Annotated in this window: 20 protein-coding genes and 1 pseudogene; 6 read left to right on the top strand and 15 right to left on the bottom strand. The window is 71.2% G+C overall.

All coding sequences use genetic code 11. From position 1 onward, the window contains the following. Positions 1-6 precede the first annotated feature (6 nt). On the bottom strand, positions 7-1,941 hold the full coding sequence (locus F0L17_RS13780) for a DNA (cytosine-5-)-methyltransferase (protein WP_162466177.1): 1,935 nt from the start codon (positions 1,939-1,941) through the stop codon (positions 7-9). A gap of 378 nt (positions 1,942-2,319) precedes the next feature. On the opposite strand from F0L17_RS13780, the gene F0L17_RS27565 reads away from it, so the two are divergent. The 3 genes and pseudogenes from F0L17_RS27565 to F0L17_RS13765 all read left to right on the top strand — a co-directional run bounded on the left by F0L17_RS27565 (position 2,320) and on the right by F0L17_RS13765 (position 5,450). Continuing rightward, the gene (locus F0L17_RS27565) at positions 2,320-3,276 is read left to right on the top strand and encodes a transposase (protein WP_238419370.1); all 957 of its coding nucleotides are present in this window, start codon (positions 2,320-2,322) and stop codon (positions 3,274-3,276) included. Positions 3,277-3,834: 558 nt separating this feature from the next. After that, a pseudogene (locus F0L17_RS28520) lies at positions 3,835-4,376 on the top strand (plasmid pRiA4b ORF-3 family protein). A gap of 456 nt (positions 4,377-4,832) precedes the next feature. Next, positions 4,833-5,450: a LysE family translocator gene (locus F0L17_RS13765; protein WP_155071301.1), complete on the top strand. Its 618-nt coding sequence runs from the start codon at positions 4,833-4,835 to the stop codon at positions 5,448-5,450. A gap of 81 nt (positions 5,451-5,531) precedes the next feature. On the opposite strand, the gene F0L17_RS13760 is transcribed toward F0L17_RS13765, so the two are convergent. The 8 genes from F0L17_RS13760 to F0L17_RS13725 form a co-directional block, all read right to left on the bottom strand. Beyond that, positions 5,532-6,293, bottom strand: coding sequence for a hypothetical protein (locus F0L17_RS13760; protein WP_155071300.1), 762 nt, complete (start codon positions 6,291-6,293; stop codon positions 5,532-5,534). Beyond that, positions 6,290-6,823, bottom strand: a complete 534-nt coding sequence (locus tag F0L17_RS13755) for a SigE family RNA polymerase sigma factor (protein ID WP_155071299.1) — start codon at positions 6,821-6,823, stop codon at positions 6,290-6,292. Before F0L17_RS13755 ends, F0L17_RS13760 begins: the two co-directional genes overlap by 4 nt. 93 nt (positions 6,824-6,916) lie before the next feature. Continuing rightward, positions 6,917-7,525 carry a hypothetical protein gene (locus F0L17_RS13750; protein ID WP_155071298.1) on the bottom strand — a complete coding sequence of 203 codons (609 nt, stop codon included), beginning with the start codon at positions 7,523-7,525 and terminating at the stop codon, positions 6,917-6,919. Between the two features lie 130 nt (positions 7,526-7,655). Beyond that, the gene (locus F0L17_RS13745) at positions 7,656-8,543 is read right to left on the bottom strand and encodes an SURF1 family cytochrome oxidase biogenesis protein (protein WP_162466176.1); all 888 of its coding nucleotides are present in this window, start codon (positions 8,541-8,543) and stop codon (positions 7,656-7,658) included. 60 nt (positions 8,544-8,603) lie between these two features. Next, the gene (locus F0L17_RS13740) at positions 8,604-9,965 is read right to left on the bottom strand and encodes a hypothetical protein (RefSeq protein ID WP_155071297.1); all 1,362 of its coding nucleotides are present in this window, start codon (positions 9,963-9,965) and stop codon (positions 8,604-8,606) included. Then, positions 9,962-10,540, bottom strand: a complete 579-nt coding sequence (locus F0L17_RS13735; RefSeq protein WP_155071296.1) for a SigE family RNA polymerase sigma factor — start codon at positions 10,538-10,540, stop codon at positions 9,962-9,964. The genes F0L17_RS13740 and F0L17_RS13735 overlap by 4 nt, the downstream gene beginning before the upstream one ends. 414 nt (positions 10,541-10,954) lie before the next feature. Beyond that, positions 10,955-12,064, bottom strand: a complete 1,110-nt coding sequence (locus tag F0L17_RS13730) for an aspartate-semialdehyde dehydrogenase (RefSeq protein WP_155071295.1) — start codon at positions 12,062-12,064, stop codon at positions 10,955-10,957. After that, positions 12,061-13,332, bottom strand: coding sequence for an aspartate kinase (locus F0L17_RS13725; RefSeq protein ID WP_162466175.1), 1,272 nt, complete (start codon positions 13,330-13,332; stop codon positions 12,061-12,063). Before F0L17_RS13725 ends, F0L17_RS13730 begins: the two co-directional genes overlap by 4 nt. Positions 13,333-13,800: 468 nt before the next feature. On the opposite strand from F0L17_RS13725, the gene F0L17_RS13720 reads away from it, so the two are divergent. The 3 genes from F0L17_RS13720 to F0L17_RS13710 all read left to right on the top strand — a co-directional run bounded on the left by F0L17_RS13720 (position 13,801) and on the right by F0L17_RS13710 (position 16,173). Beyond that, positions 13,801-14,064 carry a WGxxGxxG family protein gene (locus F0L17_RS13720; RefSeq protein ID WP_155071294.1) on the top strand — a complete coding sequence of 88 codons (264 nt, stop codon included), beginning with the start codon at positions 13,801-13,803 and terminating at the stop codon, positions 14,062-14,064. Positions 14,065-14,536: 472 nt separating this feature from the next. Then, a complete protein-coding gene (locus F0L17_RS13715) occupies positions 14,537-15,007 on the top strand; it encodes a hypothetical protein (protein WP_155071293.1) in 471 nt (156 codons plus the stop codon). After that, positions 15,004-16,173 (top strand): alcohol dehydrogenase catalytic domain-containing protein, encoded by a 1,170-nt coding sequence (locus F0L17_RS13710; protein WP_162466174.1) that lies wholly within the window; start codon positions 15,004-15,006, stop codon positions 16,171-16,173. Before F0L17_RS13715 ends, F0L17_RS13710 begins: the two co-directional genes overlap by 4 nt. 59 nt (positions 16,174-16,232) lie before the next feature. On the opposite strand, the gene F0L17_RS13705 is transcribed toward F0L17_RS13710, so the two are convergent. The 6 genes from F0L17_RS13705 to F0L17_RS13680 all read right to left on the bottom strand — a co-directional run bounded on the left by F0L17_RS13705 (position 16,233) and on the right by F0L17_RS13680 (position 22,449). Next, positions 16,233-17,492 carry a sigma-70 family RNA polymerase sigma factor gene (locus F0L17_RS13705; protein ID WP_162466173.1) on the bottom strand — a complete coding sequence of 420 codons (1,260 nt, stop codon included), beginning with the start codon at positions 17,490-17,492 and terminating at the stop codon, positions 16,233-16,235. A 43-nt stretch (positions 17,493-17,535) separates the two neighbouring features. Further along, the gene (locus tag F0L17_RS13700) at positions 17,536-17,907 is read right to left on the bottom strand and encodes a YciI family protein (protein WP_155071292.1); all 372 of its coding nucleotides are present in this window, start codon (positions 17,905-17,907) and stop codon (positions 17,536-17,538) included. Positions 17,908-18,265: 358 nt separating this feature from the next. Beyond that, positions 18,266-18,931: a DUF5063 domain-containing protein gene (locus tag F0L17_RS13695; RefSeq protein WP_155071291.1), complete on the bottom strand. Its 666-nt coding sequence runs from the start codon at positions 18,929-18,931 to the stop codon at positions 18,266-18,268. Continuing rightward, positions 18,924-19,523, bottom strand: coding sequence for a recombination mediator RecR (gene recR, locus F0L17_RS13690; protein ID WP_162466172.1), 600 nt, complete (start codon positions 19,521-19,523; stop codon positions 18,924-18,926). Before recR ends, F0L17_RS13695 begins: the two co-directional genes overlap by 8 nt. Before the next feature lie 179 nt (positions 19,524-19,702). Further along, positions 19,703-20,038 carry a YbaB/EbfC family nucleoid-associated protein gene (locus F0L17_RS13685; protein ID WP_162466171.1) on the bottom strand — a complete coding sequence of 112 codons (336 nt, stop codon included), beginning with the start codon at positions 20,036-20,038 and terminating at the stop codon, positions 19,703-19,705. 182 nt (positions 20,039-20,220) lie between these two features. Beyond that, positions 20,221-22,449: a DNA polymerase III subunit gamma and tau gene (locus F0L17_RS13680; RefSeq protein WP_162466170.1), complete on the bottom strand. Its 2,229-nt coding sequence runs from the start codon at positions 22,447-22,449 to the stop codon at positions 20,221-20,223. Between the last annotated feature and the right edge of the window lie 15 nt (positions 22,450-22,464).

The raw sequence follows: 22,464 nt of genomic DNA, 5'->3' as shown, positions 1-22,464 counted from the left end.
GACCGGTCAGTCCTGAGGGATGGCCAGGGTCAGCTGGTCATAGGGCAGCTCTGGCCGACGAGCACAGTGAGCGACGAGCGGACAATCCGAGCACCTGGGCTGCTCGTCCCTGCACAGATCCCTACCGATGAGTCGAATCGCACCCATGCGCAGTGGAGCGTCCTTGCCTGCGCCCACGAGCTTCACCAGATTCACGCGGCCCTCGCTGAGGCGGTTCGCGTGGTACGTTTCGACACCGTTCACGCGAGCTGCAACCCGCAGCGTGCTCTGGCCGACCAGCATGAGGTCCTCCCCGATCAGCAGTCGGTAGAGGGATGCCTCGGCTGGCTTCATGGCCACCTTGGCGGGTACGTCGAAGCGCTTTTTCCACTGCCAGTCGTAAGGCTTGTCCACCAGCGGTGCCAAGCGGTCGAGGCGGGACCGGACAGTCGTCGTGGGCGCTACGTCGATCAGCTTCTTGAACAGTGCCGCGGTGAGTGTCTTCGACCTCTTGACGGTGGTCATCAACTCCGCCATCACGACTGGCTTGATCTTCGCGCCGGAGAGTATGGCTACCACGGCAGCGTGGAGCGGTACCGGCTCTTCACCAGGCAGCTGATACCAGTCACCGCCTTCGCGCCTGCGCTTCGCCCAGTCGGTGAGGTCGTTCCTGACCTCGCGCCAGTGGGGCTTGAGACCGACGGACTCCGCCACGTCATCAACCGGCTGGAGTACCTCGGCAGCAGCCTCTCCCAGAAGCGGGGGTACAGCGTTTCCGATCTGCCGGAAGGCGTCGCTCCGGGTGCCGGCAAACCGGAAGTGATCCGGGAACGTCTGCACGCGTGCGGCCTCCCGCACGGTGAGGGTTCGTAGTTGCTCCGGGTGGATGTACCAGTAGCCGTCCTTGGCGATGTGAGCGGTGATCGTACGGCTCAGCTCGTCCCACGCCAGCTTCTTGTACTTGTCCGTGTACTTTTCGGCGCTGTACCGCTGGTACCCCTTCTCGTCCTCGGTCAGCTTCTCCTGAAGCTGGGAGTACTTCGTGTCGGATTCCATGACCTCGAAGATCCGGTGGTCGTCCTTCCGGACCCTCCGGGTCATGTGATCCCAGACCACACCACGCGGCGCCTTTTCGCGCATCTTCATGGCGAAAGGCGACAGTTTGCGAGGCTTCCGGTACTTCAGTACCCGCTCTCCCACCCGCTCCGTGGGGACGACCTCCAGCTCGGGCAGGTCACCGATGGCGTCGCGCAAGGTGGTGCGCCGGGAGTCGGGCTTCCGCCAGGTGAAGTCGTCGACGTCCTTCCTCGCCAGGAGGATGAGACGCTTCCGGTGTTGCGGGACACCGTAGTTCCACGCGTCAACAAGCCGCACCTGTGTCGCGTAGCCTAGCTCCTCCAGCTCGTCCTCAATCGTCCGGATGACGAAGAAGTCGTCGTGAAGCCCCATGTCGGGGACGTTCTCCATGAGAACCGCCCGCGGACTGATCCGCTTCACCATGTCCAGGTAGGCGCTCCAGAGCTCCTTGCGGCGATCTTCGGGATCGCGGCCATGGTTCTTGACCAGATCACGGATCTTGTTGCGTCCGGCCCTGCTGAAGGGCTGGCAGGGAGGCCCTCCAGCCACAAGGTCGATCGCGGCTGGCTTGAGGATTGTTTCAAGCCGGTCGCGTTCAGCAGGGTCACCAAGATCCATCTTCAGACTGAGCCCCGGGAAGTTCGCCCTGTGGGTTTCCAGCGCTCGCTCGTCGAAGTCGACAGCTGCTGCTGTAGTCCATCCCGCGCGCTCAAGGCCGGCGCTCAGTCCACCGGCGCCGGAGAAGAGATCGACAGCCAGCCTCTTACCCTTGCCGAAGCCCTTCAGCCAGTCCTGGAAGCTGTCCGGGGTGCAGCTGTGGTCGTTGGGGTCCAGCTTGAGGTAGTCGCTGCGTTCGAGAGGTACGCCGTAGTGCCCCTGCTTCACAGCACAACCCTTCGTACGCATGACATGAACCGGGACCAGGAGATCACAGAAGCGCTGGTGGAAGCAAGGATTCCAACGAAGTGAACCTGTGGAAACCTGCTGCTCACTCACCGCGCGTCCCAGTTACCGCGGATCCTCGGAACCCCCCGCACCTCAGGTCCGAGTTGGTGCTCTGTGGACTCTGAGACGACCAATCGTAAACGACTGAGAGATGATGATCCTCATCGGTTCAACGAGGGACTTCAGCAGAGACACAGTTGCCAGGTTTTCCCAGCTCAGCCAGCTGACGTACCAGCTGGTCCCTCGGACGGGCAAGCTGGGAGAAGCTTGGCCTGCTCCGATGGACATCCGAGAGCAGGACTTGAGCCCTTCGGAAGCATGCTCACCGCAGGGAGCGCGGGGAAGAAGGAGTCGCGCCGTCGTCGCTCGTTCACTCCGGACCTCAAAGCCGAGGTTGCCGAGCTGTGCCGACACAGGGACCTCTCGGTCGGCCAAGTTGCCAAGAGCCTCGACCTGGCCGAGACCACGGTGCGCGGTCGGACCAAGGAGACCGAAGTCGGCTCGAGCAAGCGGGAGAGCCTGACCACCACACCGCTGGCACCCGTCAAGCCAGAACAAACTCAGCCAACCACCCACCAGACAGACTGGCAACGAAACCGGGACCGAAGACAGGCAGCCGTGGTAGTCCTGAAGCCACGCTACTGCGATGAACGGACGACGAGGGGCATGGACATCTCCGATCTTGGTGCACTGGTCATCACACGCCGCAGTGGAAACGAGCCGATAACGGTCGGGGACGCGTCCGTAGGCACACTCGGCGAGTTCTGGAGTTGGGCGTGCTCAGATCTGGCCAACAACACCATGCGCGGCGTCCTGGCCGAGTACCTCGTGGCCACGGCCTTGGGCGCCGCCACAGGCACCCGCACCGAATGGGACACCGTCGACATCCGCACGCCTGAGGGCTGGCGCGTCGAGGTGAAGTCAGCGGCCTACCTCCAGTCGTGGACACAGTCCCGGCTGTCGGACATCTCGTTCTCCATCGCACCGGCATCCGGCTGGGACGCCCGGACCGGTACCGCCTCGGCCGATGTGCTGCGCCGTTCAGACGTGTACGTCTTCTGCCTCCTGCACCACCAGGACAAGCAGACCCTCAACCCGCTGAACCTCGACCAGTGGACTTTCCACGTCCTGCCCACCCGCGTACTCGACGAGCGGTGCCCCGGCCAGAGAACCATCCGGCTCTCCAGCCTGGGGTTTCTCAGCCCGCTGAAAACCTCGTTCGGCGGCCTGCACGAGGCAGTGGCCGCGTGCGCCGACAGCATCCATGGCTCCTGAGCGACCATGTGCTGCCTGGGCCGCCCCGGTCACGAACAGTTTCGCGTCCACCTCGGCGAGCTGCCGGAGGCGGCCCTTCCACAGGCGGTGTACTGCCAGGCATTTCAAGGGTGTCCATCACCCGAAGATCATCCTTCCGACATGATGCCGAGGTCTCCACGCTGGGAGCCGCCTGGGAGCCGACCTACTCCCCAGACCCCTCCCAGACCACCCGAGAGCAACCGTGCCTCCCTCTCTGACCTGCTGAAACGTCATCGCTGCCGGTAAGATCAACAACCGGACCTCGTTCGGGACGAAGAGGTCGTGGGTTCAAATCCCGCCACCCCGACAGAGGAACACCAGGTCAGAGGCCTGATCCGCTCAGCGGGTCGGGCCTCTGACCCGTTTTCGGGGGCCGCTCGGGGGCCGGCCTCGATTTCCGGCTCCCGGTGCCGCCGCGTCACAGGCCCTTGCCACCTTCCCCCGAGCACGGCTGTGTGATGCCCTGCCGGTGGCACGACGGCGATCTCCCTCGGATCACGAGCGCACTCGTCCACTTCGTGAAGGGACGTTCTCTCCATGCCCTCCGACACCGTCCTCCAGATCAAGGTCACCCTGGCCGACATCCGCCCGCCGATCTGGCGCCGTCTGCGGGTGCCCGCCGACAGCCCTCTGGACCGTCTGCACCGGGTGATCCAGGCCGCGATGGGCTGGGAGGACCACCACCTGCACGTCTTCGAGACGCCCATGGGAACCTTCGGGCATCCCGACACCGAACTCGGCCACCAGGACGAGCGTGCGGTCTCCCTCCGATCGGTGGCCCCGGCCGTCGGTGCCAGGATCGGCTACACCTACGACTTCGGCGACAACTGGCTTCACCGCGTCCAGGTGAGAAGGTCCTCACCAACGTCCCGGGAACCGCCTGTCCCCGCTGCGTCACCGGCCGCCGCGCCTGCCCTCCCGAGGATTGCGGCGGGCCCTGGGGCTACGGGGAGTTCCTGGCCGCCATCGCGGATCCCGAACACGAACAGCACCACCTGCTCACCGAATGGCTCGGCGACCCCTTCGACCCCGACCACCTCGACATCGACGGAATCAACAAGCTCCTCGCGGCCGGCTGACCACCCGCCGGGCGGGTCGGGGCAGTTCGGCCGGCCCGTCCTGACACAGGCGGATCCCCGCGCCCGCCCGGAACGCCCGGGGGCGTCGATCTCCACCGAACCCGCACGTGCCGGAACCGGCGCTGCCACCGGTCCCCTCGTGAAGGGCCCGCCCGTGCGTCATCCGGGCCGAGCGCACCGGCGAGGTCGCGCACCATGCGAAGGCCCGTCTCCCACCCTCCGCGGGCCGCGCGCCCCATGGCTTCCTGACAGCCGGCGCGCTGATCCCCACCGACGAGGGCCGAACAGCACGGATCCCGCCATTCCGCTGACCGAGAAGGGGGTCGGGCCCGAGTGACGGCCCGTGACGTCCCGGCCATCACCTATCGTTACGGCCCTGACACCCGGTGCGGGGGGCACCGGTGCGGCGTCCCCGCCCCCTCGCGCCGATCACCGGTCCAGCGAGGAAGCGGGAACATGGGTCAGATCATCGCCGTAGCGGTCATCACCGTGCTGGCCGTCGTCAGTCCCGGCGCGGACTTCGCGATGACCATCCGCAACAGCTATCTCTACGGCCGGAGCGCGGGAACGCTCGCGGCGGTGGGAATCTCGCTGGGCGTGCTCGTCCACGTCACCTACACGATGGTCGGCGTGGGGTTGCTCGTGACGCGCACTCCGCTGCTCTTCACGGTGATGAAGCTGGTCGGGGCGGCCTACCTGGTGTTCATCGGATACCGGACGTTCGTCACGAGGGACCGGGTGCGGATCGACCTGTCGGCCGACGCCGGGATGTCGAGGCTCGGTGCGCTGCGCACCGGATTCCTGACGAACGCGCTCAACCCCAAGACGATGCTCTTCGTACTCAGCACCTACACGCAGGTGGTCAGTGCCGACACCCCGGTCGTCCAGCAGCTCGGGTACGGCCTGTTCATGTCGGTGGCGCACCTGGCGTGGTTCACCCTGGTCGCGCTCTTCTTCTCCCACCAGAACCTGCGCGTCCGGTTGCTGCGCCGCCAGGCCGTGCTCAACAAGGTGATCGGCACCGTGCTCGTCGGCCTGGGCGTGGCCCTGGCACTGACTCCATCGGCCCCGTGACGAGGAGCGGTTCGAGCGGCGCGACGCCCGTCCCGCCCCCTGCCCCGGGCCACCCCCGTGCGCGGCCCGGGGCGGGGGGCCTCACCGCATCGGGGCCGTCATCCCGTCGAGGCGGGCGAGGACCGTGCCGTCGGGGCCGTGGGCGGTGACCGTGGCCGGTACGTCGTCACGGTCGAGGTGGCCCGCGTCGAGGTGGTACACGCCCCAGCCCGGGTCGCCGGGCAGCCGCACCAGGTTCGCCTCCCAGGTGCGGCCGGCCGCCGTCACGGTGATCCGTGCCGGTTCGGTGTCGGTGCGCCAGGTTCCCCTGTAGAGCACGCCGCTCTCCGGCGAGTAGTGGTAGCCGCCGCTGAGGCTGTTGGGACGGATGCCGTCGCCGGGGAGTCCCTTGGCCCACTCGATCTCCTCGTCGAAGGCCTGCCGGCCGCCCCAGGTGACGATGTGGTTCTGCCGTCCCTCCGGCAGCAGCCCCAGCAGCGCGCCCTGTCCGATCTCCACCGGCTCGTACGGGCGCACCACCCGCACGCCCGAGGAGGTGGGCTCCCCGGACGGCGTGGGCGAGGCGGTGGCGGTGGCCGGTGGTGTGCCGACGGGGCGTTCGGAGGGCGGGGGGGACGGTGGGAGGGAGAGCGGGACCAGGGCGCCGACGAGGCAGCCCAGGACGGTGGCGGCCGTCACTCCCGCCACGGCCCGGCGGCGGTGCCGCCTCCTGCGTCGCCCCGCGCGCACCACGGCGTCCACCGGTGGTGGGCCGGGGCACAGGGCGTCGGCCTCGCGGCGCATGGTCTTTGCCAGGTGGGCGGCCTCGTGGTTCATCGGCACCGTCTCCTCGTGTCCGTTCACCGCCGGCCTCCGGCGGCGGCCGGCGTCCTGCCGTTCCCCAGGCCCAGGACGGTGCCGTCGCGGCGGAGTCTCGCCAGGGCACGGGCGGTGTGGCTCCTGACCGTGCCCACCCGGGTGCCGAGCACCTTGGCGACCTCGGTCTCGCTGCGGTCCTCCAGGAAACGCAGCACCAGCACCGCGCGTTGGCGGGCGGGGAGGCGTCCGAGGGCCTTCAGCAACAGGTTGCGGTCGACGATCCGGTCGGTCCCGTCGGCCGTCTGGGATTCGGGGAAGCGGGTGGTCAACCACTCGCGGACGCGCAGTCCGCGGAGTCGGTCCACATTGGTGTTGATCATGATGCGCCAGACGTAGGCGTCCGGGTCGTCGGCGCGCTGCACGCGCTCCCACCTGGTGTAGGCCTTGGCCAAGGACGCCTGTACCAGGTCCTCGGCGTCGTGGTGGTTGCCGGTGAGGAGGTACGCGGTCCGGAGCATGCGCGGCCATCGGTCGGCCACGTACTCGCGGAAGTCCGCCTCCGCGCTCGTCTTCAAACGGTGCCTCGGTTCGCCGTGGGGTCGGCCGCCGCACCGGGGTGTCCGGTGCGGCGGCGCGCGTCCGTGGTCCTGGATGCGTCGGTCGGCGGACTACCAGGTGTGGAAGTCCATCACCAGATCGTCGATGACGGTGCCGTCGGGCGCGTGGGCGATGACGGTGACGGGCCCGTCCATGGCGTTCGAGTGGCCCGTGTCCAGGTGGTAGGTGCCCCAGCCCGGGTCGCCGGGCAGCCGCAGCATCCCGGCGTCGTAGGTTCCGTCGACGGTGTGGACGGTGATCCGGGCGGGATCGACGTCCGTGCGCCAGGCCCCGGTGATCAGCGTGCCGCGCTCCGGCGAGTGGCTGATGCCGCCGCTGAGGCTGTTGGGTCGGATGTCGTCCCCGACGTACTGCTTGGACGCCTCGACGGACGCCGCGAAGCTCTCCGGGCTCCAGGCGACGACGTAGTTCTGCCGTCCCTCCGGCAGCAGCCCCATCAGCGCGCCCTGTCCGATCTCCACCGGCTCGTACGGGCGCACCACCCGCACGCCCGACGAGGCGGACTCCTCGGACGCCGCGCCGCCGTTTCCGCCCTGCCCGACGGTGACGACCGTGGACTTTGAGCCCTGGTCCTGCCCCTGCGCGGCCGCGGCGGTGCCCACGGACCCCATCAGCGCTACGGCGGCGATTCCGGCCGCGACGAGCCGCTGCTTCAGCATGTTTCCTCCACGTCGTGGCGCACGCGGACGTACGCCTCGGTGGGCCGGTCCGGTGGTGTCCGGTGGCCCTTCGCTGTCACGACTCAGACGGGAGGCAGGGGCGGAATCTATGTCCGGTCGCCGGGGGAAATCACCGGGCGGTCCCGCCGGCGGTGTTCCGGGGGGACTCCGGGGCCGGGGCGTCCAAGGTGCCGGAGGCCGCGGTGGGTTCGGGGACGTCCTCGGGGGCGGGGCCGGGCGTCGTGAGCGGTCCGGGCTCCGGGTCGATGCCCAGCGCGCGGTCCCGCGCGGCTTCCGCCTCGCGGCGGAACAGCCGGTACCACATGAACAGCACGAAGCCCGCGAAGACGAACCACTGCGCGGTGTAGCCCAGGTTCTGGAACGCCTTCAGGTCCAGCCCGGTGCCCTCCGGCGCGACCGCCGGCACCGCCTTCATGGGTTCCTGCGGCCGCTGGACGGTGATCCACGCGTCGTACACGTCGTACGGCACCAGGTTGACGAGTGTGGCCGCGCTGATGATGCCCACCTGGCCCGCCGGCAGCGCGCCGGTGTGCGCCCCCGGGGAGCTCTCGCTCTCGGGCGCCTGGACCGGGCCGACCACGGTGACCTCGCCCTCGGGTAGCGGGGGGACCCGCCCCGGGTCGGCCTCGCCGGGCAGCCAGCCGCGCACGACGGGCAGGGCCCGGCCGTCGTCGGTGCGCAGCAGGGCCAGTGCGTGGAAACCGTCCCGGCCGTCGAGGCGACGGCCGGGGACCAGGAACCGGTGCTCGGTGTCGTAGCGTCCGGTGACACGGGCGTACCGCCCGACGGTGTCCCCGGTGAGGGGCAGCAGGTCGGCCAGCGGCTCGGTCCGCGACGCGGCCTCGTCGGCGGAGCGTTCCTGCCGCACCTGGTGGGACTCGACGCGGTCCTCGAAGCGCGCGAGCTGCCAACTGCCCATGACGAGGCACACGGGGATCGACAGCAACACGAAGGCGTTGATCGCCCACCAGTGTGGTGTCAGCAGGAACCGGTACACGCCCCCAACGGTACGGGGGCGCCGCGGGAGCGCCTCATTCGCCCCCGCGCCCGCGTGCCGTCACCCGGCCATGAGCGGACCGGTGCGGTAGACCGTACCCGCGCAGGCACCCGCGATCTCGACCTTGCCGATGCGGGGCTCCCCGGCCGCCGGCACGTAGCGCAGGATCACCGAGGTGGCCGAGGAGCCGCCTCCGTTGCCGCCGTCGTACCCGAGCTGGGGGCTGGGCCCGCCGGAGGGTTCCTCGACGGTGTCACCGCCCTCGACGTTTTCGCCGGCGCCGGGTCCGGGGGTGCCGCCACCGCCGGTCGTGGTGGCGCCGGTGGTCCGGTCGGGCTCCCCGGAGTCGCCGGTTTCGCCGCCCGTACCGCCGGTGCCGCCGGTGCCGCCGGTGCCGCCCGTACCTCCCGTGCCGCCGCCGTTGCCCGTGCCGCCCGTCTCGGTGCCACCGGTACCGGTGCCGCCGCTTCCGTCGCCGGGGGCCGGATCCGGCTCCGGGGAGGTCGGGCAGCCGGTCTCGTCCGGCACCCAGGCGAAGCGCACCAGGTACGACTGGCCGGGCTCCAGGATGATCGAACGGGGTTCGTTCCCGGGGTCGGGCAGCCCGCCCGCCCGGTCGCCGGGCGTGTGGTTGACGACGCTGACGCCGGAGGGGTCGGCGGGACCCGTGACGTCGGCGCTGACCGTGTCGGGCCCCTGCACCGTGCAGGAGGAGTCCGAGACGTTGGTGATCCGGAACGAGCCGTACGTCCGGCCGCCGGGTTCGGGAGTCCCCAGCGTGGCGCCCCCGTCGCCGAGTTGGGAGCGCAGACAGCTCGGCGAGGTGGGGCCGAGGGTGTCGTTGACGTCGGGGGAGGCGGTGCCGCCCCCTCCCGCGGGACCGGCCGACTCCGCGGGGCCGTCGGTGCCGCCCGGCTCCCGGTCGTCCTCCTGCCTCGCGCTGCTGCCGCCCTGGACGCCGGCCTCGCTGCCGTTGCCACGGTCGTGGCTGCCGGCGGCGTGGGTGGTGGTGCCGTCCAGGACCCTGGAGACGACACCGCTCTGCATCAGCGCGGGGGTGGCGACGCCGACGACGAGCGCCGCGGCGACCGCGCCGACCGTCATCTGTCGGCGGCGGGCACGGCGGGCCGGCACGGCGAGGTGGAGACGTTCGAGGGAGTCGGGGGACGGCTCGACCTCGCGGACGGCATCGTGCAGGAGCGTCCGCAACGCGTACTCGTCCAGCTCCAGCAGATCGGGCCCGTCGATTCGGTCCCGCTCGGCCCGGTCGGGTTCCGGGGCCGTCGCCCGTTCCGCGTCCTCGCCGAACGGGTCGCGCCGCTCCTCGTGCCGACTGCCTCCCGACCGGCTCGCCTCGCCCGGCCCGTTCCCGGGGCGTTCCCCGTCGAACGGCCCGTCGCCGGGCAGCCTGTCGCCGCTCATGCGGGCGCCTCCATGGCGACCCGCAGGGCGGCGATGCCCCGCGAGCCGTAGGCCTTGACCGAGCCCAGCGAGATACCGAGCACTTCGGCGACCTGGGCTTCCGTCATGTCCGCGAAGTACCGCAGGACGAGGACCTCCCTCTGGCGACGTTGCAGCTTGCGCAGCGCCTTCTTCAGTTCGTCCTGCTCGATGCGCGCGTACGCGCCCTCCTCCGCGCTCGCCATGTCGGGCATCGGCTTGGAGAGCAGCTTGAGGCCGAGTATGCGGCGGCGCAGGGTGGAGCGGGAGAGGTTGACGACGGTCTGCCGCAGGTAGGCCAGCGTCTTCTCCGGCTCCCGCACTCTGTTGCGCGCCGAGTGCACCCGGATGAACGCCTCCTGGACGACGTCCTCGCAGGAGGCGGTGTCGTCCAACAGCAGGGCGGCGAGGCCGAGCAGGGAACGGTAGTGGGCGCGGTACGTCTCGGTGAGGTGGTCGACTGTGGTGCCCGCTGCCATCGCGCCGTCAGCGTCCCTCGACTGCGAGGGGAGCTGCGTCGTCGGCCGGGACGCCGGCCAAGGAGCGATCACGGGCATACCCCTGCCCGGCGCGTCGCCGCGACCGGGTGCCCGCACGGGCGCCATTGCGATTCCGAGTGCCTCTGCCACGCAAGTTGGACACGCTGCCCCCCGTCAGGGTTGTACGCGCGGGCCAACGTTTCCGTGGACGATCCGAAGGACCACATGCGCACCACCTCTTCCTCTCTGCCGCCGTGTCGGCGTCCTCGAGCTCCGGCAGTGGGACAGGGGACGCCTGCGCCCGGCCTGTGGTTCCGGGCACGCGGAACCAGAATCCTCACGTAGAAAGTTGACGCGGATCAAGCCGTTACCGGGCGTGGTCCCATCACGAATTCTTCACGAACGGCTTCCGGCGCGTTCAGGCCCCCACCGGATATCACCACAGGTCGTACCAATGGTGGACCAGTGGCGTCCGACGCCCCGGTCCGCCCGTTACGGTCGACGGGAGGCGTTCTCCGACAGTTCGGACGCGATCAGCTCTCCGACCTGCACGGTGTTGAGGGCGGCGCCCTTGCGGAGGTTGTCTCCGCACACGAAGAACTCCAGGCCCCGCGGGTCGTCCAGCGAGCGCCTGACGCGCCCCACCCAGGCCGGGTCGGTGCCCACCGCGTCGGCGGGGGTGGGGAACTCCCCGGTCGTCGGGTCGTCACACACCACCACGCCCGGCGCGCCCGCCAGGATCTCGTGCGCCTTCTCCACCGTCACCTCGTTCTCGAAGCGCGCGTGGACGGCCAGCGAGTGGGTGGTGACGACGGGAACGTGGACGCAGGTGGCCGAGACGCGCAGCCGCGGCAGCCCGAGGACCTTCCGCGACTCGCCCCGGATCTCCAGTTCCTCGGTGGTCCAGCCGTCCGCCGCGGGGGATCCGGCCAGGGGGACGACGTTGAGGGCGATCGGCGCCGGGTAGGGGCCGGTGTCGCCGACCGTCCGGCGCAGGTCGCCGGGTTGGGTGCCCACCTCCGTGCCGGCGACGGCGGTGAGCTGTTCGCGCAGGGTGTCCACGCCGCGCCTGCCGGAACCGGAGACGGCCTGGTAGGAGGCGACGACCAGCTCGTCCAGGCACCACTCGGCGTGCAGGGCGCCCAGGGCGACGAGCATCGACAGGGTGGTGCAGCCGGGGCCGGCGACGATGCCGCGCGGCCGGGCGCGGACGGCGTGGGCGTTGACCTCGGGAATCACCAGAGGGACGTCCGGGGCCATGCGGAACACGGCGGAACCGTCCACGACCACCGCGCCCCGGGAGACCGCCAGGGGCACCCAGTGGGCGGCGACCTCGTCGGGCACGTCGAACATCGCGACGTCGACCCCGTCGAAGACCTCCTCCGAAAGAGCGAGGACCTCGATCTGCTCACCGCGCACGGTGAGCTTGCGGCCCGCCGAGCGCTCCGAGGCGACCAGGCGGATCTCCCCCCAGACGTCCGCGCGCTCCGACAGCAGGCCCAGCAGCACGGTGCCCACGACACCGGTCGCGCCGACGACGGCCAGGGTGGGCCGTCCGGCGCGACCGGTGCCGCCGCGGGGGAGTCCCCCGGCGGGGTTCATCGCCCGGTGCCCCCGTAGACGACGGCCTCGTCGCTCTCGCTGTCCAGGCCGAAGGCGGTGTGCACGGCCCGGACGGCCTCGTTGACGTCGTCCTTGCGCGTCACGACCGAGATGCGGATCTCGGAGGTGGAGATCAGCTCGATGTTGACGCCGGCGCCCGACAGCGCCTCGAAGAAGGTGGCGGTGACGCCCGGGTTGGTCTTCATGCCCGCGCCGACCAGGGAGATCTTGGCGATCTGGTCGTCGTAGCGCAGGGAGTCGAAGCCGATGCCGGCCTTCGCCTTCTCCAGGGCCTCGATGGCCCTGCGTCCGTCGGTCTTGGGGAGGGTGAAGGAGATGTCGGTCAGGCCGGTGGACGCGGCGGAGACGTTCTGCACCACCATGTCGATGTTCAACTCGGTGTCCGCGATGGCCCGGAAGATCTTCGCGGCCTCACCCGGCTTGTCCGGTACTCCGACGACCGTGATCTTCGCCTCGGAGGTGTCGTGCGCGACACCGGAGATGAGTGCCTGCTCCATCGGCTGGTCCCCTTGCGGCTGGTTGCTGACCCATGTGCCCCGCAGTCCGGAGAAGGACGAACGGACGTGGATCGGAATGTTGTAACGGCGGGCGTACTCGACACAGCGGTGCAACAGCACCTTGGAGCCGGAGCTGGCCAGCTCCAGCATGTCCTCGAACGAGATCCAGTCGATCTTGCGGGCCTTCTTCACGACCCGCGGGTCGGCGGTGAACACACCGTCGACATCGGTGTAGATCTCGCAGACCTCGGCGTTCAGCGCGGCGGCCAGCGCCACCGCGGTGGTGTCCGAGCCACCCCGCCCCAGGGTGGTGATGTCCTTCTTGTCCTGGGAGACGCCCTGGAAACCGGCGACGATGGCGATGTTGCCCTCGTCCAGCGCGGTCTGGATGCGGCCCGGCGTGACATCGATGATGCGGGCCTTGTTGTGGACGGAGTCGGTGATGACACCGGCCTGGCTGCCGGTGAACGACTGCGCCTCGTGTCCCAGGGATTTGATCGCCATCGCCAGCAGCGCCATGGAGATCCGCTCCCCGGCGGTCAGCAGCATGTCGAACTCGCGCCCCGAGGTGACCGGGGACACCTCTCCCGCGAGGTCGATCAGCTCGTCCGTCGTGTCACCCATCGCCGACACCACGACGACCACTTGGTGGCCGTTCTTCTTGGCTTCGACGACTCGCTTGGCGACGCGCTTGATGCCCTCGGCATCGGCAACGGAGGAGCCGCCGTACTTCTGCACGACAAGGCCCACGTGCGCTCCTCGTAATCTGTCTTCCGGGGCCCCCGTACAGGAGCCCGACGGTCGGCTCAGTTTACCGAGCAGGCCTTGTTCTCGGCCCCGCCTCCGCCACATCGTGAGATGTCCCGCCCACGCGGCAGCACGGCGCGGCGCCCCTTCGCACCGGCTCAGCGGGCACCCCTGCCCGCTCGGCGCGCTTTCACACGGAAACGTTACGCAGGTCACACACCGCGTGCGGTCGGCCGCGGCCGTCGCCGGTCGACGTCCACCCCCCGTTTTCGACCATATCCCTTTCTTTCATCACCCGAACGGATGCATGCGCGCCCTCTCCGGTGGACGTCCGCGCGAACCCGCGCCTCCTTGGAAGAGAGGTTCAAGAGTCGCTCCGGTGTCGACGGAGTCGGAGTACGGGCCGTTGCACGGCCTCGGAAACCCCGACCGCCGTTCACCGAAATCCACAGAAAGGCACAGGGACAACTTATGCGCAAGATCGGTGCAGCGGTGACGGCCGCTCTCGTCCTGGCTCTGGGCCCCGCCTCGTCGGCGGTCGCCCAATCACCCGCCGAGTCGGCGAATGGCCCCGTGCCGGTTGCCTCGGTGACTCTGGCACAGAACGGAGAGGAAGACGAGGGCGGCGGCGACGCCGGCCTATGGGGCCTGTTGGGCCTCCTCGGTCTCCTCGGCCTCATCCCTCGGAAGAAGAAGGACAATCCCGACCACCGGACACGGAACACCGGCATGTGACCCAGGCGGTTTCGTTTGGATCAGTCGGTCGCTGGTCCGGGTGTGCGGTCGAGTGACGCGCAGTGGGCGCGGATCGAACCGTCACTCCCGGACCGGACGCCGAGACGAGGCGGCCGGTGGGAGGCCCCCGGCGGGTGGTCGACGCGATCGCCCACACGTTCCGGGCCGGAGCCCGGGGGCCCACCTCGCGGACGACGGCCGGCACCGGCCGCTCGCGTCCGTTCCCACCGCCGGCGCAGGCCGGCGCGTCGCCGGCCTGCGCCGGCCTGCGCCGAGGTCACGGCCCGTCCGGGGGCTTCCCCGTCACCGGCCTCCGGAGCGTGCGAACGAGCCCGTTCCCGATGTCCCCGCTGCCGCGCGTGCCCCGCATGGCACTCCCCGACCGGGGTACCCCGAACGGCCCGGCGGTCCACGCGCGGCCCGTCGCACGGCACACGGCACACGGCACACGAGGCACGGGAGGCGGAAAGCCATGAAACACCTGGCGCGTACGGCGCTGGTCCTGGCGGGCGCCGGGGCGGGCGCGGCGGTTCTGCACAAGGTCGCGTCCGCGCGGAAGGACACGCGGCGCGACGACCGCTGGCTGGTGGTGACCATCGACCGCGCGCCGACCGACGTACTGGCCGACGGCAGGCCGCCGGAGCCGTTGGACGACTTCGGGGACGACTTGGAGGTCACCGTGCGGCCCGCCCCCGGCGACCGCGGCACCGAGTTGGCGGCGCGCCTGCGCGACCGGGCGTCCGGCTCCTCCTCGCTGCCGTCCCGGCTCGCCGGCCGCGATCCGCGCCAGGAGGTGCGCCGGGCGCTGCGGGAGGCGAAGTCCCTGTTGGAGGCGGGCGAGGTGATGCTGCCCGACGCCCCGCCGACCGCGCGCGAGGACGGGGTGGGCGGCAAGGTCGTCGGGCTGGCGACGCGCCGTGCCGGTGGGGAGGGAGTGCTGTGAGGGCACTGTGCTGGGAAGGCGTCAACAAGCTCACGGTCGAGCAGGTCCCCGATCCGGAGATCCGCAACGACCAGGATGTGATCGTACGGCTGCTGCTGAGCACCACCTGCGGCTCCGACCTGCATCTGATCGGCGGCTACATCCCCGCCATGAAGGCCGGTGACGTGATCGGGCACGAGTTCGTGGGCGAGGTCGTCGAGGTCGGCTCCGCGGTGCGTCGCCACAAGGTCGGGGACCGGGTGGTGGTGTGCTCCTTCATCGGCTGCGGCCGCTGCTGGTACTGCCGCAACGACCTGTGGTCGCTGTGCGACAACACCAACACCAACCCCGGGATCGGCCAGGCCCTGTTCGGTTACGACACCGCCGGGATCTTCGGCTACTCGCACGCCATGGGCGGCATCCGCGGCAGCCACGCCGAGTACGTGCGCGTGCCCTTCGCCGACTACGGCGCCTTCACCGTCCCCGAGGGCGTGGACGACGTCAGCGCGCTGTTCGCGTCCGACTCCGTCCCCACCGGGTGGATGGGCGCCGACCTGGGCGGGGTGAAGCCCGGCGACGTGGTCGCGGTGTGGGGCTGCGGCGCGGTCGGGCAGATGGCTGCGCGGGCGGCGATCCTCAAGGGGGCCGAGCGGGTCATCGCCATCGACCGGTTCCCCGAGCGGCTGGCGATGACCGAGGAGCACATCGGCGCCGAGACCCTCGACTACACCGCCACCGACGTCGCCGCCGAACTGCGCGAGCGCACCGGCGGCCGGGGACCGGACGTGTGCATCGAGGCCGTGGGGATGGAGGCGCACAGCGCCGGTCCGGCCCACCTGTACGACCAGGTCAAGCACCAGCTCCGGCTCCAGACGGACCGCCCCACCGCCGTGCGGCAGGCGATCCACGCCTGCCGCAAGGGCGGCACGGTCTTCGTGCTGGGCGTCTTCGCCGGGATGGTGGACAAGTTCCCGCTGGGCATGGTCGTCAACAAGGGGCTGACGCTGCGCGGCGCGCAGATGCACGGCCAGCGGTACATCCCGATGCTGCTGGAGCGGATCGCGGCGGGCGAGATCGGCACCGCCCACCTGGCCACGCACACCATGTCCCTGGACCGGGCGCCCAAGGGCTACGACATGTTCAAGCACAAGAAGGACGGCTGCGTACGGGCGGTCTTCCACCCGTGACCCGGGGCCCGTGGGACGCCCGTGGCCCGCCGGGCGTCCCGCGGGACCCGGAACCCGGTTCACAAGCGCCGGGCGCGTCCCAGCAGCAGGTCCCGCTCGCGTTCGTTGCGGGCCAGGGACACGGCGCGTTCGAACTCCGCGCGCGCCTCCTCCTGCCGCCCCAGACGTTCCAACAGGTCGCCGCGGACGCTCGGCAGCAGGTGGTAGTCGCGCAGGGCGGGTTCGCCGGTGAGGGCGTCCACCAGCCTCAGACCGGCCTCGGGCCCCTTCGCCATCGAGACGGCCACCGCCCGGTTCAGCTCCACCACCGGCGAAGGCGTCAGCGCCGCCAGCCGCCCGTACAGCGCGGCGATCGTCGCCCAGTCCGTCTCCTCGTACCGGACCGCCCGCGCGTGGCAGGCGGCGATCGCGGCCTGGAGGCAGTACGGGCCGTACGGGCCGGACCCCGCGCGCCGCAGGGCCTCCAGGCCCCGCAGGATCAGCATGCGGTTCCACTTGGCACGGTTCTGGTCGGCGAGCAGCACCGGCTCGCCACCGGGGCCCGTGCGCGCCGGGATGCGGGACGCCTGGAGCTCCAGCAGCGCCGCCAGCCCGTGCACCTCGGGCTCGTCCGGCAGCAGTCCCTCCAGCACGCGGGCCAGGCGCAGCGCGTCCTCACACAGCGCCGGGCGGCACAGGTCGTCGCCGGCCGTCGCCGAGTAGCCCTCGTTGAAGATCAGGTAGACGACCTCCAGCACGGACGGCAGCCGGCCGGCCCGCTCTTCGCCGTACGGCGCCTCGAAGGGCACTCCGGCCGCCGCCAGCTTCCGCTTGGCGCGGACGATCCGCTGGGCGACGGTCGCCTCGGAGGTCAGGAACGCGCGGGCGATCTCCTGCGTCGTCAACCCGCCCAGCAAGCGCAGCGTGAGGGCGGTCCGGGCCTCGGCGGAGAGGACGGGGTGGCAGGCGGTGAAGACCAGCCGCAGCAGGTCGTCGTCGATGTCGTCCGGGTCGGCGGGCTCGGGCGGAGGCGGGGTGTCCTCCAGCGCCCGCCCGACCTCGGCCAGCCTGCGCGCGTACGTCTCCCTGCGGCGCACCAGATCGATCGCACGGCGCTTGGCGATGGCCGTGAGCCAGGCGCCCGGCCGCTCCGGCACGCCTGACTTCGGCCACTGCTCCAACGCCGCCACCAGGGCGTCCTGCGCGATCTCCTCGGCCAGCCCGACGTCCCGCACGACGCGGGCCACGGCGGCGATGATCCGCGCGGACTCGATCCTGAACACCGTCTCGACCGTCTCGGCCGTCGTACCGGTCGTATCGACCGCGTCCGTTTCCGTCACGGCCACCCATCAGAGCAGCCGCGCCGCGTCGGGGGCAAGGAAGTCAGGACGGGTCGGACGGGCCCCCCTCGACCTGGCGGACCTCGGCGGTGACGTCCCAGTGCTCCGGGTGGGCCTCCAGGAACCGCCTGGTCCACTCCAGGGCCTCGGCCTTGTCCTTGACCTGGAGGAGCGCGTAGCCGCCGACGACCTCCTTGGTCTCGGTGAAGGGGCCGTCGGTGTGGCTGATCTTCCCGCCCGACCAGGTGAGCCTGGTGCCCTGGGAGGTCGGGGTGAGTCCGGCCGTGTCCAGCATGACCCCGGCCTTGGTGATCTCCTCGAACAGCGCGCCCATGCGCTTCTCGAAGTCGGGGTCGGGGGCCTGGGAGGAGATGTTCTGCTCGTCGATGCGGATCAGCGACATGAAGCGGGGCATGGTGGCTCCTCGGTTCGGTTTCGATCGTGGGGGCGGGCTCTCTTCCCGCCTCTCACCCATGCGTCGAACGGGAGACGGCCGGATCGACAGCTCGCCGGATTTTTTCTCGGGAATTTTTTCCGACCCGGTCGTGGCCCGGAGCCGACCGCCCCGGACGGCCGCCCCGGACCGCCCGATGCACGAGGCCGGGCGGAGCGCCCGGCCCCCCCCCGATCCGGTCGGGGAGCGGACCGCCGCCCCGCGGTGGCGTCCGGGCGCGCGTGGCCGCGGTGACGCCGACCGGGAAACGCGCCGGCTCCGCCCCCGGCAAGCGGTGCTCGGGGGGCGGAGCCGGCGCGGTCGAAGGAGCGGTGCGCCGTCAGTCGCGGGCGGGCTTGATGCCCAACGGTGCGGCGATCTCCGCCGCCATCACCGCGCCGGCCTCCTCCTCCAGCCGGAGGTCCTCGGCGTCGGTGTCCGTGTCCAGGCCGTCCAGCTCGTCGAGCGGGGTGTCGAGACGCACGTGGGCCACCAGCGACTGGAGGGCGCGCAGGGCGGCCGAGGCGGTGGGGCCCCAGTTGGACAGGTAGGAGAACTGCCACCACCACAGCGCCTCGCTGACCCGCCCGGCGCGGTAGTGGGCCATGCCGTGGCGCAGGTCCGTGATCACGTCGGCGAGGTCGTCGGAGATGCGGCAGGCGACCGGGGCGCTGCGCGCGTACGGGTCGAAGACCTCCGAGTAGACGTCCACCGGATCCAGCAGCCGGGCCAGCCGCATGCGCAGCTCGTCGACGTCGGGCTCCGGCCCGGTGTCGGGTTCGTACCGTTCGTCCGGGACGATGTCCTCGTGCGCGCCCAGCCGGCCGCCCGCCAGGATCAGCTGGGAGACCTCCAGCAGCAGGTACGGGACGGCACTGTCCGGCTCGTCGCCCTTGGCCACCTCGGTGACCGCCACGATGAAGCTCTCGATCTGGTCCGCGATCTGCACCGCGAAGTCGTCCGGGCTCTGGTTCGGGTTCCTGTTCTCCGGCATGGATTCAGACATCGAGCAGTCTTCTCCCCTCGAAGGCACGTCCCAGCGTGACCTCGTCGGCGTACTCCAGATCTCCTCCGACGGGAAGGCCGCTCGCCAGCCGCGTCACGCGCAGGCCCATGGAGGACACCATGCGCGCGAGGTAGGTGGCCGTCGCCTCCCCTTCGAGGTTGGGATCCGTGGCCAGGATCAGCTCGGTCACGGTGCCGTCGGCGAGCCTGGCCAGTAGTTCCCGTATCCGCAGATCGTCCGGTCCGACTCCCTCGATCGGGCTGATCGCGCCGCCGAGCACGTGGTAGCGCCCCCGGAACTCACGCGTCCGCTCGATCGCGACGACGTCCTTCGGCTCCTCCACGACGCAGATGACCGACGGGTCGCGGCGCGGGTCCTGGCAGACCCGGCAGCGCTCGGCCTCCGCGACGTTGCCGCAGACCTCACAGAACCGGACTTTCTCCTTCACCTCGGTCAGCGCGTGGGCGAGCCGACGCACGTCCGTCGGCTCGGCCTGGAGGATGTGGAAGGCGATCCGCTGCGCGCTCTTCGGACCGACGCCGGGCAGCCTGCCCAACTCGTCGATGAGGTCCTGAACAACGCCTTCGTACACGGCCGTCTACTCCACTCTTCCCGCTGTTCGCCCTTGTGGCTCGTGCGGTCCCCGCCCTGACCGTACGCTCGTATCCGGTTTTCCGCTCGACATGCTCCGGTCCACGGGCCTCCCGCGAACCCTCGGAGATCTCCCGGGGACCCCCGTCCGAAGGCCCCCGTCCGAAACCCCCTGTCGTCTCAGAACGGCAGGCCCGGCATGCCGCCCAGCCCCTGGGCGAGGGGGCCGAGCTTCTGCTGCTGGAGCTGCTGTGCGGCGGCGTTCGCGTCGCGGACCGCCGCCAGGACCAGGTCGGCGAGGGTCTCGGTGTCCTCCGGGTCCACCGCCTTGGGGTCGATGACGAGGCCCCTGAGCTCACCGGCCCCGTTCACCGTCGCCTTCACCAGGCCGCCGCCCGCGGAACCCTCGACCTCCGAGTCGGCCAGCTCCTGCTGGGCCGCGGCGAGGTCCTGCTGCATCTTCTGGGCCTGCTGAAGCAACTGCTGCATGTTGGGCTGGCCACCACCGGGAATCACGGCTTCGCTCCTGGCTCGTCGACGACGTGTGCGTACGTGTACCTACCTCGTACTCCGTACCCCTGAGCGTACGCGTTTCCCCGGCTTCCCGGCCCCCCGTCGTCCAGGTCGCTCCGGTCGTTCCGGCTTCCGCGGTCGGCCATGGGAGCCGGGCGCCCCCGGTCGCTCCCGGCCGCTCCCGGTCACTCGTGGTACAGCTCCTCCAGCACCGTCGCGCCCAGCTCGCGCACGATCAGTTCGTGTCCGGACAGCGCCGTCTCGTCCAAGTCCGGGTCGTCCTCGGCCGGCATGTCGTCCTCCGGCGCCACGGGGACGGGGGACGGCGCTCCGGCCCCGCTCCGCGCCTCGGAGGCCGGGGGTGTCGGAGGCGCCGAGGACGCCTGCCGGGGCGGCGTGGACGGCTGGGCCGGCCGGGCGGACGCCTGCGTGTGCGGCGCGGCGCCGGACGACTGCGGAGGAGTCGGGGACGGCGCCGCGGCGGGAGCCGCCGCGGCCGCGGCCGGCCGGAAGCCGCCCGAGGCGGGCGGGCCGGCCTGCGGCGCCGCGCCGGATCCCGCGCCGCCGGACGGATCGACGACGGCCTCGATCCGCCACTGGACGTTGAAGGCGTCCGCCAGCGCGGCGTGCAGCACTTCCTCGCTGCCGCTGTTGAGGAAGCGGTCGCGAGCGCCCTGGTTGGAGAAGCCGAGGTGGAGCGTGCCACCGTCGAACGCCATGACGTGGGCGTTCTGACTGAGCAGGACCCAGGTGAACCGGCGGCGGCCCTTGACCGCCTCCAGCACGTCGGGCCACATCTGACGCACCTGCGCGGCCCCCTGGCCACCGCCCGCCGGGGCCGCCGGGGCCGCGCCCTGTCCTCCCCGGCCCCGCTCCGGGGCGGGGCCGGGCGGGCCCTGGGGCGCGGGCTCGTGGGGCGCGGACGCTCCGGACGGGCCCGTGCCACCGGCCGAGGCCGCCGTGGGCCACGCGCCGGGCCGCCGCCCGTCCTCCCGCTGCCCCGACGCACCGGGCGCCGCGGCCGCCGGCCAGGCACCGGGGCGCCGGTCGCCCTCCTGGGCGGGCGGCGATCCCTGGGGAGCGGGCCGCGCGGGGGCGGGAGCGGGTCGGGAGGGTTCCGGAGCGGCCCCCGGTGGGGGTGCGGCCGGTCCCGGGGCCGGTGCCGCCGGGGGCACCGGACCGGTGGGAGCCCCGGACGCGGCGGGAGCGGCGGGAGGGGCCGTGGGTGCCCCACCGCCGAGGCCGCCCGACAGGCTCACGCCCCGCTCCAGCCTGTCCAGCCGGGCCTGGAGCGAACGCTCGTCCCCGTAGGCGGCGGGCAGCAGCACCCGGGCGCAGATCAGCTCCAACTGGAGGCGTGGCGAGGTGGCACCGCGCATGGCCGTCAGGCCCTCGTTGACGATGTCCGCCGCCCGGCTCAGCTCGGCCGGCCCGAAGACGGACGCCTGGGCCGCCATCTTCTCCGCCACGTCGGCCGGGACGTCGATCAGCCCCTTCTCCGCCGCGTCCGGCACGGCCGCCAGAACCACCAGGTCGCGCAGCCTCTCCAGCAGGTCGGCGACGAACCGCCGCGGGTCGTGCCCGCCCTCGACCACCCGGTCGACCACCTCGAAGGCCGCGGCGCCGTCCCCGGCCGCGAAGGCGTCCACCACGTCGTCCAGCAACGCGCCGTCCGTGTAGCCCAGCAGCGACGTGGCCATGGCGTACGTCACACCGTCCGCGCCGGCGCCGGCCAGGAGCTGGTCCATCACCGACATCGAGTCACGCACGGACCCGGCACCGGCACGCACGACCAGGGGCAGCACCCCGTCCTCCACGGGGATCGCCTCGCGCTCGCACACCTCGGCCAGGTAGTCGCGCAGGGTGCCCGGCGGCACCAACCGGAACGGATAGTGGTGGGTGCGCGACCGGATCGTGCCGATGACCTTCTCCGGCTCGGTGGTCGCGAAGACGAACTTCAGGTGCTCCGGCGGCTCCTCGACCACCTTCAGCAGGGCGTTGAAGCCCGCCGAGGTGACCATGTGCGCCTCGTCGATGATGTAGATCTTGTAGCGGCTGGAGGCGGGGCCGAAGAACGCCTTCTCGCGCAGCTCACGGGCGTCGTCCACACCACCGTGGGACGCGGCGTCGATCTCGATGACGTCGATGGACCCGGGCCCGTTGCGCGCCAGGTCCCGACAGGACCCGCACTCCCCGCACGGATCGGGCGTCGGCCCCTGCTCGCAGTTCAGACAGCGGGCCAGGATGCGGGCGCTGGTCGTCTTGCCACAGCCGCGCGGCCCGCTGAAGAGGTACGCGTGGTTGACCCGGTTGTTGCGGAGGGCCTGCCGGAGGGGGTCGGTGACATGCTCCTGCCCGATGACCTCGGCGAAGGTCTCCGGGCGGTAGCGGCGGTACAGCGCGAGGGACGACACGCCTCCGACGATATC

This window comes from Streptomyces taklimakanensis (assembly GCF_009709575.1).
GTDB classification, from domain to species: Bacteria; Actinomycetota; Actinomycetes; order Streptomycetales; family Streptomycetaceae; genus Streptomyces; species Streptomyces taklimakanensis.
Note: the sequence above shows the minus strand (reverse complement) of the source record. Positions and strands in the feature narration are given on the sequence as shown.